The organism is Bradyrhizobium sp. NDS-1 (genome assembly GCF_032918005.1).
In the GTDB taxonomy this organism is placed as follows: domain Bacteria; phylum Pseudomonadota; class Alphaproteobacteria; order Rhizobiales; family Xanthobacteraceae; genus Bradyrhizobium; species Bradyrhizobium tunisiense.
In genome coordinates this window covers 6820097-6832102 of sequence record NZ_CP136628.1, presented here as the reverse complement: position 1 = coordinate 6832102, position 12006 = coordinate 6820097, and the positions used below count along the sequence as shown (strand labels likewise).

The following is a 12006-nucleotide window of genomic DNA, read 5'->3' as shown; positions in this document are numbered from 1 at the left end:
CCACTGGGCAAAGGCCGCCAGGTTCCACCGCTGACTGCAATGAACGATCGCGTGTCCAACAGTTCCGCCATGACGGAGTCCTCCGCGGTCGAGATCGAGATCGCGACCCGCAGGCTGATGGCAGCGCTCGACGCGCTCGAAAGCGCGGTGGAGCGGCGGCGCGATGCCGATCGCGACGAGAACGAGCTCGCGGCGCGGATCCAGGCCCTCGGCGCCGACCGCTCGCGCCTCGCCGACGAGCTCGACGGCGCGCTGGTGAAGGCGCGCAAGCTCGAGCGCACCAATCGCGAGATCTCCGACCGGCTGGATTCCGCGATCGTCACGATACGCTCGGTGCTCGATACCGGAGAGGACGGATGAGCCACATCAACGTCACCATCAACGGCCGGCAATACCGCATGGCCTGCGAGGAGGGCCAGGAGGTGCGGCTGCTCAAGCTCGCCGAAAGCCTGGAGACACGGATTCAGTCGCTGCGCGGAAAATTCGGCGAGATCGGCGATGCGCGCCTCACCGTGATGGCGGCGCTGACCGTCTGCGACGAGCTTGTCGACGTCGGCAACCGTGTCCGCGCCCTGGAGCAGGAGTTGACCGAGCTTCGCGATTTCCGCAATGCCGCCGTCGAGCGCGCCAGGATGACGCAGACCGCGGTAGTGAACGCCCTGAACGCCGCCGCCGAACGCATCGAGAAGTCGACCCAGGTCCTGAACCGCACCGTCGGCAACGGCATCGCGATCGGCTAGGGGGCTGCCGCGCGGCCTGCGCAAGCGCCTCGTCCTTCGAGACGACCGCTCCGCGGTCTCCTCAGGATGAGGCTGACCGACAGCTTTGCCTATAGAATTGCTGCCAAGCGCTCAGTCCTCATCCTGAGGAGCCCGCAAAGCGGGCGTCTCGAAGGATGGCCACAGCCCCACTTCACGCCACTGGCGATTCGTCAGTATCGTTGTTACATTGGCTCCGCGAGGCTGCGACGCGCGTCAGGAGCCATATATCCCCGGGGCCTTATCGATCCTTTAGGGAACTGTCCCTGGCCGGGCCCGTGGGCCCGGACATATGGTGCCCACCTACTTTCGTAGGGAACTCCGGGATCGAGTGCTTCAACGGCGTACGCGGCTTCGCACTGTTTCTTCCTTCTGGTTCGTGCCTGTCGAATTGCGTCCCCGACACGCCTGCGGTTCAATCAATCTCGGTGTCATGCCCCGCGAAAGCGGGGCATCCGGTACGCCGCGGCGTCGAGGTCTAGCACTGGCGTCTCTGGAATACTGATCGTCCGCCCCAGTGCGCAAAGGCGCACAAGGCGGACGATGACGGCGGAGCAAGGCTCTGTCTTCGGGGGAAAACGCACATGCCTGCTTCCAAAGCCGAACTCCGCGCCAAAGCTCTCGCGGCGCGTGACGCGCTGAGCGAGAAGAAGCGCGCCGCCGCCGCCGCAAAGCTCGCCAAGCGCGGGCTGCCGTTCGACCTGCTGCTCGGCAGCATCGTCTCCGGCTATTCGCCGATCCGCAGCGAGATCGATCCGATGCCGCTGCTCACGAGGCTCGCGGAGCAGGGGGCCAGGCTGGCGCTGCCTTGCGTCTCCGCGCGCGGGCAGTCGCTGATCTTCCGCATCTTCCATCCGAACGATCGTCTGATGCTGGGCCCGCTCGGCATCCCTGAGCCGTCGCCGGCGGCGGCTGAAGTCATTCCGGACGTCATGCTGACGCCGCTCGCGGCGTTCGACCGTCTCGGCCACCGCATCGGCTATGGTGCGGGGCATTACGATTTCACCTTCGCGCATCTGCGCAAGACCAAGAACATCGTCGGCATCGGGCTCGCTTTTGCAGCGCAGGAGATCAAGGCGGTTCCGGCATTGGCCCACGACGTGGCGCTGGATTATGTGCTAACGGAATCGGACGTGTTCGATTTCCGGAGTTCTGAAGTTGCGCATTCTCTTCGTGGGTGATGTCGTCGGCCGCAGCGGCCGCAATGCCATTGCCGAATATCTGCCCGGCTTGGTCAAGGACTGGTCGCTCGATTTCGTCGTCGTCAACGGCGAGAATTCGGCCGGAGGCTTCGGCATCACGGAAGCGATCTATCAGGAGTTTCTCGATGCCGGCGCCGATGCGGTGACGCTCGGCAATCACTCCTGGGATCAGCGCGAAGCCCTGGTGTTCATCGAACGCGCCGAGCGGCTGGTGCGTCCGGCGAACTATCCGCGCGGCACGCCCGGCCGCGGTGCCGCTCTGGTCGAGACCAAGAACGGCAAGCATGCGCTCGTCGTCAACGCGCTCGGCCGCGTCTTCATGACTCCGTTCGACGATCCCTTCGCCGCGCTGGAGCGCGAGTTAGGGGCCTGCCCGCTCGGCGTTGCCGCCGACGCCATCGTCGTCGATTTCCATTGCGAGGCGTCGAGCGAGAAGCAGGGCATCGGCTTCTTCTGCGACGGCCGCGCCAGCCTCGTCGTCGGCACCCACACCCATGTGCCCACCGCCGATCACCAGATCCTCTCAGGCGGCACCGCCTACATGACCGATGCCGGCATGACCGGCGACTACGATTCCATCATCGGCATGCAGAAGGAAGAACCGCTGCGGCGGTTCACATCGGGAATTCCGTCAGGCCGGTTCGAGCCGGCCGCGGGCGCTGCAACGCTCAGCGGCGTGGCGGTCGAGACGGACGACGCGACGGGGCTTGCGCTCAGGATTGCGCCGGTGCGCGTCGGGGGAAGGCTGGAGCCGGCAACGCCGAAATTCTGGTTGAGCTGACGGCAAGTTCGGCTGTCTCAGGCCGCCGCGCGGACGGCCTGCCAGAGCTCGAGCACTTCATCACGCGCGATCCCGCGCGTGATGAAAACGATGCGCGAGCGGCGATCGCTGTCGGGCCAGTCACCAAGCGCGACCGGCGGATGGAAGACGTGGTGCACGCCGTGGATCACGATCGGCGTCGGCTCCCCACGGAGATTGAGAATTCCCTTTACTCGCAGCAGGTCCTCTCCGCGCGCGTTGCGCAGATAGGAAAGCCAGTGCGTCACCGCCATCCAGTCGAGCGGCTCGTCGAACGCTAGCATGAAGCTGGCAATCGACGCATCGTGATCATGATGGCCGTGGTCATGGTGCGCGTGATGATCGCGATGCGATTGACCGGCATGCGTATGGGGTTCCGCGAAGGCCCGCTCGTTGAGCCACCGCTCTACGTCTATCCTCTTCAACTCGGGATCGATCAGGCCGGCACCGAATAGCCGTGCGGGATCGATCTCGCCATGACTGACGCTTTCGATTCTGGCCCCGGGATTGAGCCGCCGCAGGCGTAGCTCCAGCGTCGCGATGTTCTCGACCAGATCGCTCTTGGTGATCAGCAGCCGGTCGGCCAGCGCCACCTGCTTCACCGCCTCATATTGCCGATCGAGCTGATGCGGCGCGTTGATGGCATCGACCGTGGTCACGACCGTGTCGAGCCGCAGGAAGTGGGAGACGAGGGGATTGTTGAGCAGGAGCTGCACGATCGGCGCGGGGTCGGCAAGACCGGTGGTCTCGACCAGGATACGCCGGAATGGCGGAATCTCGCCGCGGTCGCGCTTCACAAGAAGGCTTCGCAGCGTCTCCTCGAGATCGCTGCGGATGGTGCAGCAGATGCAGCCACTTGCGAGCACGGCGACCTCGCCATCGACGCGCTCGACCAGAAGATGATCGAGACTGACCTCGCCATACTCGTTGATGATAACGGCGCTGTCCTTCATACCGTCGTGGCGCAGCAGGCGATTGAGCAACGTCGTCTTGCCGCTGCCGAGAAAGCCGGTGATCAGCGAAACAGGAAGTCGCTGCGCGGATTTGTCGCCTTCAAATAGGCTCATTGGAATCACTCGCACCAACGGTCTTATTTTTGTCGCTGGACAACAACCTAGCGGAGGGGGAGGGTGGCAGAAATCATTTTAGAGTCCAGGCTTATCTGGGCCACAACCTGGGAGGGTGCAATGTCTAATGAGATCAACGACGTAGATCAAGATGCCAGCGGCGCCACGACCGACCGCCGGACCTTGCTCCGCACTGCGGGCATCGCTGGCGTCGCCGGCGCGGCGCTCGCCGGCTCGATGCACGGCAAGTTCTCGCTCGCGCCGATCAGCCAAGCCCAGGCACAGACTGCAGCCTCCATGCCCAAGAACGTCGACAAGCCATGGTGGCCCTCGAAATGGGGCAAGGATGACGAGGCTGGCGCATCCAACCACATCACCCCGGCGAAGGTCCTCGACGCGGCGAAATGGATCAAGGACGGCAAGATCTACAAGATCGGTCGCGTCTATGAGGCCGCGATGCCGCTGTTCGGCGCGCGCGTGTTCGCACTGCGTATTCCCGGCAGCCCGACTGGCGGACCGTTCGGCGACAACAAGCTCGTGTATCACGACGAGTTTCTTGCGACCGAGATCGGCCAGACCGGCACGCAGTTCGACGGTCTTGGTCACATCGGCATCCAGATGGGCAAGGAGGGCGACAAGAGCGAGATGCGATTCTACAACGGCTTCACAGCGGCCGAGATCAGCGACGCCTACGGCCTGAAGAAGCTCGGCATCGAGAAGCTCAAGCCGATTTTCACCCGCGCGCATCTGATCGACATGGTCGCGCTCAAGGGCGGCATGATGGATGCGGGGCAGGAGATCACCTCAGCCGATATCAAGGCGGCGCTGGCGAAGCAGAATATCCCCGAGAGCGACATCAAGCCCGGCGACGCGATCATGTTCCACACCGGTTGGGGCTCGCTCTGGATGAAGAACAACGATCGCTTCAACAGCGGAGAGCCGGGCATCGGCCTCGACGCTGCGAAATGGATCGTCGAGAAGGATCTCGCGCTGACGGGGGCCGACACCTGGGCAGTCGAGGTGGTGCCCAATCCCGACAAGACGCTCGCCTTCGTGGTTCACGCCGAACTGCAAACCAAGAACGGCATCCACAACCACGAGAACCTGATCTTCGACGAGCTGATCGCCGACAAGAAGTACCAGTTCGTCTATAGTTTCACCCCGGCCCCGATCAAGGGCGCTACCGGAAGCAACGGCTGCCCCATCGCGATCACATGAGAAAAGCGCATCGGTGCGGGCGGACGAGATGCCTGCACCGATGCACGATGTGCCGAACCAATGCTTGGAAAAGCCCGGGCTGCAGCGCGGAGCAGCTCTATCCCGGCGGAGACGACGGCAACGCGACGATGGTCTTTCAGAACAGGAGCATCACGCTCCTGTTTTGCCCGACGTGTCAAAATACGCCCATGACCTGCCGTCGCAAGCCATTGATTCCGCACGCCCCGGCTACTGTGCATGGGGTTGTTTTCGAGATTTTATGGTTTCAAGGACGCCTTCCCGCGGCCGTCAGCTCTGCCGGAAACCCATCCGGAAGGCGCCCCAGTGCTTGCCGCGAACCATGATCGGCGAGGACAGGTCCTTCATCAGCACGAACTGTCCGCCGCCCATGTCGCGGCGGTAGGTCTGCAGCAGGAACGGCTTGGTGTTGCCTGCGACCTTCTGCACCGCGCGATCGGTGAACAGGCGGCGGTTGCGGCAGTTGGCGTTATTCCAGACCGGGTCCTTGCCCTGCGGCAGGCGGTAGTTGGGATTGTGGGTCGGCAGATAGCCGCCCCTGGCCCAGGCGACGCAGAACACGATGCGGGGATCGGATTTCTGGATCGGGTCCTGGATCGCGGGCAGCACGCGGTCGGTGAAGTCGACGTAGTTGGTGAGGTACTGCTTCGGATCGGTACCGGGGATCTCGCGATAGGTCTCGTCCATGAGCCGGTCGAGCGTGATGTCGCCGCGGTCGATCGCGGCCTCGAATTCGGCCGAGATCCGCTTCGCGGTCTCGACGACGATTCGGATCAGCGGTGCGTCCGATGTCTCGACGCCGCTGTCCGCGATCAACGCGATCAGGCCTTCCGAGGTGTCGAGCAGCTTCGTCACCCGCTGATCGGCGCTTCTGAGATCGCGAGAGGAGAGGTCGACGCCCTTGGCGAGCTCGTTCAGCTCGCTGATGACGGTGTCGCAATGTCCGAGATTGGAGGTCGCCGCGCGCGTGACGCTGCCGATCTCCGCCTCCACGGAGGCAAAGCCCTGCTGGACCCGCGAGATGATGCCGGAGATCGCTTGCGCGCCTTCACCTGCGGTCTTCGCGCGCTGCGATGCGTCGCTGCTTTCGCCGATCAGGCCTTCGATCTGGCCGTCGAGATCGCGCACGGTGTCGGAGATCTGATGCGTGGCCTGGCGGGTGGCCTCCGCGAGGTTCTTCACCTCGCTTGCGACCACTGCGAAGCCGCGGCCGGCGTTGCCGGCGCGCGCGGCTTCGATCGTCGCATTCAGCGCGAGCAGATTGGTCTGCTTCGCGATCGCCTCGATCGAGCCGGAGACTTTCGCGACCTGCGCCAGCGCCGAGCCGACGGCGCTGAGGCGCGTTTCGATGCGCTCCACCGCTGCGACCAGCTCGGAGATGTGGCTGACTGCGGTGTCGACGGCGCCGCGCGACTGCGCGATCTCGCCGACCGCGGCGGTCGTGGTCGTTTGCACCGCCTGCGATGCATTGGCGATGTCGTGGTTGGCCGAGACCATCGTCTCGGCCGTCTTCTGGAGGTGGTGGAACCGTTCCGACTGGTTCGCGACGCGGTTTGCGACTTCCTGAACGTTGCCGGCAATGTCGGCGAGTTCCACGCCGAGGCCGCCGATGCGGTCGGCGAGCTGATCAATCAGCCGTTCGGCCAGCGTGCGGTTGGAGCCGGTGTCCATGACGGCAAGTTGTGCGACGGACATGTTCGATGAGTCCTCCAGTCAGAGCCGTAAGCCGGCTCGCGGCGGCATTCCCATTCCAATCTCGATCTTAAGGGATGATTCGCGCCCGGCGTCTTGCCTGAGCGTGCACTACAGTTTGTAGGCCGTCCTGAATCCACCCCAGTGACGGCCCTGCACGCGGATCGCGACGTCGATCTCCCGCATCATGACGGTATTCCCGTTGCCCATGTCGCGCGCATAGCTCTGGACCAGATACGATCGCAGGTTGCGTGCGGCGGCCAACCCCGCCGGATCGTTGAATATCCGCCGGTTGCGGCTGTTGGCCGTGTTCCAGGCGACGTCGCCCGGCCGCTGCGGATGCGAATAGATCTTGTTGTGCACCGGCAGGAAGCCGTTGCGATCGACCATGGCGCAGAACGCCATGCGCGGGTCCTTCGCCAGGAATGCTTCCTGGAACGGCGGCAGGGCGCGGTCGGCCCAGTCGAGATATTTCGTACGGTATTGCTGGGGGTCGGTTCCGGCGATTTCGACATAGTCGGTATCGAAGAGGTCGTCGATCTTGACCTCGCCGCGCGCAACCGCCTGTTCGAATATCTTCGTCAGCGCATTGCCCGCCTCCATGGCGCGGGTGACGAACTCGGTGTTCTCCTCGTGGATCGACCAGAGCCTGTCCTCGATCCTTTCGCGGAGCTCGGCATCGGGGCTGGCGAATTGCGCGCGGGCACCGGCCTTGGATTGCTCGATCACGCGCAGACGGCAGGCGCCGACGTTTTCGAGCGTGCCTTCGATCATCGCTTGCGGTGTGAGCCGACCTGCATCCGCGCCGCCGATCAACACGCCGTCCATCGAGATTTCATAGACCGGCATCACGCCGCGCGCGCTCTCGAACTTGAGGTGGCAGGGCAGCCGTTCCGTCTTGCGGCGATCGTCGTGCTCGCTCTGGCGGAGCAGCACGGCGCAGCGCGATTTCAGCTTTTGAGCAAAAGTCGTGACGGCCTTGCCGGCGCTGGCGACGTTTTCGCCGTGGCTCTCGGCCGCCTTGGTCGCGGCGTCGATTTCGGCCGCGCTCTCGCCGACCGCGACGATGAACTCCGAGGCGCTGGCGGCATTGCCGGAGACTTCGCTGGTGGTGGCGTTCTGCTCGGCGACCGCGCCGTTGACGGTTTCGAACACGGGGCGGATCGCCTCGATCGCCTGCGAAATGCGGTGCACGGCATCTGCGGAGCCGGCGGCGTCGCGCTGGAGCGCGTCGATCTTCTTCGTGATCTCTTCCGTGGCGCCTTGCGTCTGCACCGCGAGGGCCTTGACCTCGGTCGCGACGACCGCAAAGCCCTTGCCGGCGGCACCCGCACGCGCGGCCTCGATGGTCGAGTTCAGCGCGAGCAGCGTCGTCTGCCGCGCGATCTGGGCGATCAGATTGACGACGTTGCCGATGGCGGCAGAGGATTCGCGCAAGCGGTCGACATTGGCACGGGCTTCCTGCGCCGCGGCACTGGCCTCGTCGGCAAGCTTGCCGGCTTCGCGGACCTGGGCCCCGATGCCGAGGGCGGACTGGGTGAATTTGTCGGCGGCATGGGCGAAGGTGGAGGCGTTCGATTGCGCGGCATTGGTGCGGCCGGTCAGGGCGTCGGTGCGGTCGCGAATGGCGGCAAGCGTCGTCGCGGTCGCCTCGGCGCCGCCGGCCACCGAATTGGCGGCGCGCTCGAGCTGGCGGATCATGGCGCCGAGCTCGAGTTCCAGCAGTTCGAGGATTTCCCGGGCCGAATCAGTTTGGGCCGCGGCCACGAGATCGGAATGGGCCGCCGGCTGCGCAGCCTGCGGGGCTGGTGCAGGCGCAGCCGCCTCCGGCAGACGCTTCCGAAATAGTCCGAACGCCATCACGTCTCTCTTGTCGTGGAACGGGTGGACGCTATTTTCGCAGTCCGGAATGAAATCAGGGTTAACGATGCCCGACCTCTAGGCACGAACCATTACGGCGGCTACCTCTACAGTGCTACCTTAGGGCACCAGAGCCCTTTGATTCCGGTGGGCCGGCGGCCTATAAGGCCGCGCTTCCCACCCCATCGGCGAACACCTCCAAAGACCATTCAAGAGACCACGCATGGCCGGACATTCCCAATTCAAGAACATCATGCACCGCAAGGGGCGGCAGGATGCGCAGAAGTCGAAGCTGTTCGGCAAGCTGGCGCGGGAAATCACGGTCGCCGCCAAGCTGGGCACGCCCGACCCCAACATGAACCCCCGCCTGCGAGCCGCCATCATCGCGGCGCGCCAAGAGAACATGCCGAAGGACAATATCGAGCGCGCCGTCAAGAAGGCGCTCGGCAATGAGGGCGAGAACTATGACGAGATCCGCTACGAAGGCTATGGCCCCGGTGGTGTCGCCGTCATCGTCGAGGCGCTGACCGACAACCGCAACCGCGCCGCCTCCGACATCCGCTCCTTCTTCACCAAATCGGGCGGCAATCTCGGCGAAACCGGCTCGGTCTCCTTCATGTTCGACCGTACCGGCATCATCGAATACGACCGCAGCGTCGCCTCCGATGACGCCGTGCTGGATGCCGCAATCGAGGCCGGCGCCGACGACGTGGTCTCCGGCGAGGGCGGCCACGAGATCTACGCCTCGACCGAAGGCTACCGCGACGTCGCCAAGGCGCTGGAAGCCAAGTTCGGCGAGCCGCGCAAGGCCGCTTTGATCTGGAAGCCGCAGAACACGGTCGCGGTCGACGACGAGACCGGCGAGAAGCTGCTCAAGCTGATGGATTTGCTCAACGAGCACGACGACGTCCAGCAGGTCTACGCCAATTTCGAGGTGTCGGACGCGCTGATGGCGAAGATGGGCGGCTGATGCCGCTCTCGTGTCCCGGACGCGCTGCAGCGTGAACGCGGCCGCGCAGAGCCGGGACCCCCCACTCCCCTGTTACTTCCGTTCTGTTTCTGTTTCCCCCGCGACGGCCAGCCGCTATCACTGGCCCATGACTGCGCTCCCGATTCGTGGCCCCGTTCGCATCATCGGCATTGACCCCGGCCTGCGCCGCACCGGCTGGGGCGTGATCGAGACCGAGGGCAACCGCCTGATCTACATCGCCTGCGGTTCGGTGGAGCCGCCGGACGATCTGCCGCTGGCGAGCCGGCTGCTCGCGATCCATGAAGGGCTCGCGGCCGTGCTCGCGAATCATCAGCCGATGGAAGCCGCGGTCGAGCAGACTTTCGTCAATAAGGATGGCGTTGCGACGCTGAAGCTCGGCCAGGCCCGCGGCGTCGCCATGCTGGCGCCCGCGATGTTCGGCATCCCGGTCGCCGAATACGCGCCGAACCAGGTCAAGAAAACCGTGGTCGGCGCCGGTCACGCCGACAAGCAACAGATCGCGATGATGCTGAAGATCCTGCTGCCCAAGGCCGAGCCGCCGTCCGCGGATGCCGCCGACGCACTCGCCATCGCCATCACCCACGCCCATCACCGCCAGAGCACCGCGCTCAGGCTGAAGGTGGTGGGGATATGATCGGCAAGCTCAAGGGCCTGATCGATTCCTACGGCGAGGATTTCGTCATCCTCGACGTCGGCGGCGTCGGCTATCAGGTGCATTGCTCCTCGCGCACCTTGCAGCATCTGCCCTCGCCGGGCGAAGCCGCCGTGCTGTCGATCGAGACCTATGTCCGCGAGGACCAGATCAAGCTGTTCGGCTTTCGCACCGATCAGGAGCGCGAATGGTTTCGCCTGCTTCAGACCGTGCAGGGCGTCGGCGCCAAGGTCGCGCTCGCGGTGCTCGGCACGCTGGCGCCGTCCGATCTCGCCAATGCCATTGCGTTGCGTGACAAGGCGGCGGTGGCGCGGACGCCCGGCGTCGGCCCCAAGGTCGCCGAGCGCATCGTCACCGAGTTGAAGGACAAGGCGCCGGCCTTCGCCAATGTCGATCCGGCCGTGGTGCATCTCGCCGGCGCCGTCGATGACCAGCGCGCGCCGCGCCCCGTGGCGGATGCGATCTCTGCATTGGTCAATCTCGGCTATGGCCAGCCGCAGGCGGCTGCGGCGATTGCGTCTGCGTCGCGTAGTGCCGGTGAGAATGCCGAAACGGCACAGCTCATTCGTCTCGGCCTGAAGGAGCTCGCGAAGTGAGCGATCCCAAGGCCAACCGCATGGTCTCGCCCGAACGCCGCAGCGACGATGTCGGCGATACCGCGCTGCGTCCGCAATCGCTGTCCGATTTCGTCGGCCAGCAGCAGGCGCGCAAGAACCTCTCGATCTTCATCGAGGCGGCGCGCAAGCGCGGCGAGGCGCTGGATCACGTGCTGTTCGTCGGTCCCCCCGGCCTCGGCAAGACCACGCTGGCGCAGATCGTGGCCAAGGAGCTCGGCGTCGGTTTCCGCGCCACGTCAGGGCCTGTCATCGCCAAGGCCGGCGATCTTGCTGCGCTGCTGACCAATCTCGAAGAGCGCGACGTGCTCTTCATCGACGAGATCCATCGCCTCAGCCCGGCGGTCGAAGAGGTGCTCTATCCCGCGATGGAGGATTTTCAGCTCGACCTCATCATCGGCGAAGGTCCGGCCGCGCGCTCGGTGAAGATCGAGCTGTCGAAATTCACCCTCGTCGGCGCCACCACGCGCGCTGGCCTGCTCACCAATCCCTTGCGCGATCGCTTCGGCATTCCGGTGCGGCTGAATTTCTACACGATCGAGGAATTGGAGAGCATCGTCAGTCGCGGCGCGCGCGTGCTCAATGTCGGCATGAGCGCCGATGGCGCCAACGAGATCGCGCGCCGTGCCCGCGGCACGCCGCGCATTGCCGGCCGCCTGCTCCGCCGCGTGCGCGATTTCGCCTCGGCGGCCGATGCCGACAAGATCGACCGCAAGATCGCCGACCACGCGCTGAGCGCGCTCGAGGTCGACGCCGCAGGGCTCGACGCCATGGACCGGCGCTATCTCACGACCATCGCGATGAACTATGGCGGCGGCCCGGTCGGCGTCGAGACCATGGCCGCAGCACTGTCCGAGCCGCGCGATGCGATCGAGGACATCATCGAGCCCTATTTGATCCAGTGCGGCTACCTCCAGCGCACCCCGCGCGGCCGCCTGCTCACCTCGCACGCCTTCCGCCATCTCGGCATTGCCGAGCCCTCGCGCGATGCGGCGGCGCAGTTCGGCCTGTTCGGCACGGACCCGGCCGAGGACGACTGACTGCCGCAACCGGTGAACCCGCCGGGTCAATCCCATCACTAATCCGAACACGCGGCGATCTGAATTGCCGCTGACGCACACGGATTGGAGTGGGA

At 65.0% G+C, this 12006-nt stretch carries 12 protein-coding genes and 1 other RNA gene; 10 read left to right on the top strand and 3 right to left on the bottom strand.

Translation table 11 applies throughout. The features are described from left to right. The first annotated feature begins 39 nt into the window (after positions 1-39). From RX330_RS31890 to RX330_RS31870, 5 genes are all read left to right on the top strand, one after another. Positions 40-360 (top strand): DUF4164 domain-containing protein, encoded by a 321-nt coding sequence (locus RX330_RS31890; RefSeq protein WP_020608063.1) that lies wholly within the window; start codon positions 40-42, stop codon positions 358-360. Next, positions 357-740, top strand: a complete 384-nt coding sequence (locus tag RX330_RS31885) for a cell division protein ZapA (protein ID WP_317241129.1) — start codon at positions 357-359, stop codon at positions 738-740. Before RX330_RS31890 ends, RX330_RS31885 begins: the two co-directional genes overlap by 4 nt. A 216-nt stretch (positions 741-956) precedes the next feature. Next, positions 957-1117, top strand: a non-coding RNA gene (ssrS, locus tag RX330_RS31880) — 6S RNA. 225 nt (positions 1118-1342) lie between these two features. Next, positions 1343-1939, top strand: coding sequence for a 5-formyltetrahydrofolate cyclo-ligase (locus RX330_RS31875; protein WP_317241128.1), 597 nt, complete (start codon positions 1343-1345; stop codon positions 1937-1939). Further along, positions 1917-2741 carry a TIGR00282 family metallophosphoesterase gene (locus RX330_RS31870; protein ID WP_317241127.1) on the top strand — a complete coding sequence of 275 codons (825 nt, stop codon included), beginning with the start codon at positions 1917-1919 and terminating at the stop codon, positions 2739-2741. Before RX330_RS31875 ends, RX330_RS31870 begins: the two co-directional genes overlap by 23 nt. Positions 2742-2758: 17 nt before the next feature. Here RX330_RS31870 and RX330_RS31865 read toward each other — a convergent pair whose 3' ends face one another. Next, positions 2759-3826: a CobW family GTP-binding protein gene (locus RX330_RS31865; protein ID WP_317241126.1), complete on the bottom strand. Its 1068-nt coding sequence runs from the start codon at positions 3824-3826 to the stop codon at positions 2759-2761. A 120-nt stretch (positions 3827-3946) separates the two neighbouring features. Between RX330_RS31865 and RX330_RS31860 the strand changes: the two genes are divergently transcribed. Beyond that, positions 3947-5044: a cyclase family protein gene (locus RX330_RS31860; protein WP_317241125.1), complete on the top strand. Its 1098-nt coding sequence runs from the start codon at positions 3947-3949 to the stop codon at positions 5042-5044. A gap of 288 nt (positions 5045-5332) precedes the next feature. Here the strand turns inward: RX330_RS31860 and RX330_RS31855 are convergent, their stop codons facing one another. Both RX330_RS31855 and RX330_RS31850 read right to left on the bottom strand, forming a co-directional pair. After that, positions 5333-6757 (bottom strand): methyl-accepting chemotaxis protein, encoded by a 1425-nt coding sequence (locus RX330_RS31855; protein WP_317241124.1) that lies wholly within the window; start codon positions 6755-6757, stop codon positions 5333-5335. Between the two features lie 108 nt (positions 6758-6865). Further along, a complete protein-coding gene (locus RX330_RS31850) occupies positions 6866-8614 on the bottom strand; it encodes a methyl-accepting chemotaxis protein (RefSeq protein WP_317241123.1) in 1749 nt (582 codons plus the stop codon). Positions 8615-8837: 223 nt separating this feature from the next. Here RX330_RS31850 and RX330_RS31845 point away from each other — a divergent pair, with 223 nt between their 5' ends. The 4 genes from RX330_RS31845 to ruvB all read left to right on the top strand — a co-directional run bounded on the left by RX330_RS31845 (position 8838) and on the right by ruvB (position 11911). Then, positions 8838-9584, top strand: a complete 747-nt coding sequence (locus tag RX330_RS31845) for a YebC/PmpR family DNA-binding transcriptional regulator (protein WP_014492334.1) — start codon at positions 8838-8840, stop codon at positions 9582-9584. A gap of 127 nt (positions 9585-9711) precedes the next feature. After that, complete coding sequence (ruvC, locus tag RX330_RS31840; RefSeq protein ID WP_212088033.1) at positions 9712-10239, top strand: crossover junction endodeoxyribonuclease RuvC; 528 nt, start codon at positions 9712-9714, stop codon at positions 10237-10239. Next, on the top strand, positions 10236-10853 hold the full coding sequence (gene ruvA, locus RX330_RS31835; protein WP_194404391.1) for a Holliday junction branch migration protein RuvA: 618 nt from the start codon (positions 10236-10238) through the stop codon (positions 10851-10853). Before ruvC ends, ruvA begins: the two co-directional genes overlap by 4 nt. A gap of 20 nt (positions 10854-10873) precedes the next feature. After that, on the top strand, positions 10874-11911 hold the full coding sequence (gene ruvB, locus RX330_RS31830) for a Holliday junction branch migration DNA helicase RuvB (RefSeq protein ID WP_317244010.1): 1038 nt from the start codon (positions 10874-10876) through the stop codon (positions 11909-11911). Positions 11912-12006: the final 95 nt, after the last annotated feature.

What these genes read in the sequence shown, in the direction of transcription:
- RX330_RS31890 (WP_020608063.1), top strand. Translation starts at nt 40, where the DNA reads ATGAACGATCGCGTGTCCAACAGTTCCGCCATGACGGAGTCCTCCGCG.
- RX330_RS31885 (WP_317241129.1), top strand. Translation starts at nt 357, where the DNA reads ATGAGCCACATCAACGTCACCATCAACGGCCGGCAATACCGCATGGCC.
- ruvA (WP_194404391.1), top strand. Translation starts at nt 10,236, where the DNA reads ATGATCGGCAAGCTCAAGGGCCTGATCGATTCCTACGGCGAGGATTTC.
- RX330_RS31855 (WP_317241124.1), bottom strand. Translation starts at nt 6,757, where the DNA reads ATGTCCGTCGCACAACTTGCCGTCATGGACACCGGCTCCAACCGCACG.
- RX330_RS31865 (WP_317241126.1), bottom strand. Translation starts at nt 3,826, where the DNA reads ATGAGCCTATTTGAAGGCGACAAATCCGCGCAGCGACTTCCTGTTTCG.
- RX330_RS31845 (WP_014492334.1), top strand. Translation starts at nt 8,838, where the DNA reads ATGGCCGGACATTCCCAATTCAAGAACATCATGCACCGCAAGGGGCGG.
- ruvC (WP_212088033.1), top strand. Translation starts at nt 9,712, where the DNA reads ATGACTGCGCTCCCGATTCGTGGCCCCGTTCGCATCATCGGCATTGAC.
- RX330_RS31860 (WP_317241125.1), top strand. Translation starts at nt 3,947, where the DNA reads ATGTCTAATGAGATCAACGACGTAGATCAAGATGCCAGCGGCGCCACG.
- RX330_RS31875 (WP_317241128.1), top strand. Translation starts at nt 1,343, where the DNA reads ATGCCTGCTTCCAAAGCCGAACTCCGCGCCAAAGCTCTCGCGGCGCGT.
- ruvB (WP_317244010.1), top strand. Translation starts at nt 10,874, where the DNA reads ATGGTCTCGCCCGAACGCCGCAGCGACGATGTCGGCGATACCGCGCTG.
- RX330_RS31850 (WP_317241123.1), bottom strand. Translation starts at nt 8,614, where the DNA reads ATGGCGTTCGGACTATTTCGGAAGCGTCTGCCGGAGGCGGCTGCGCCT.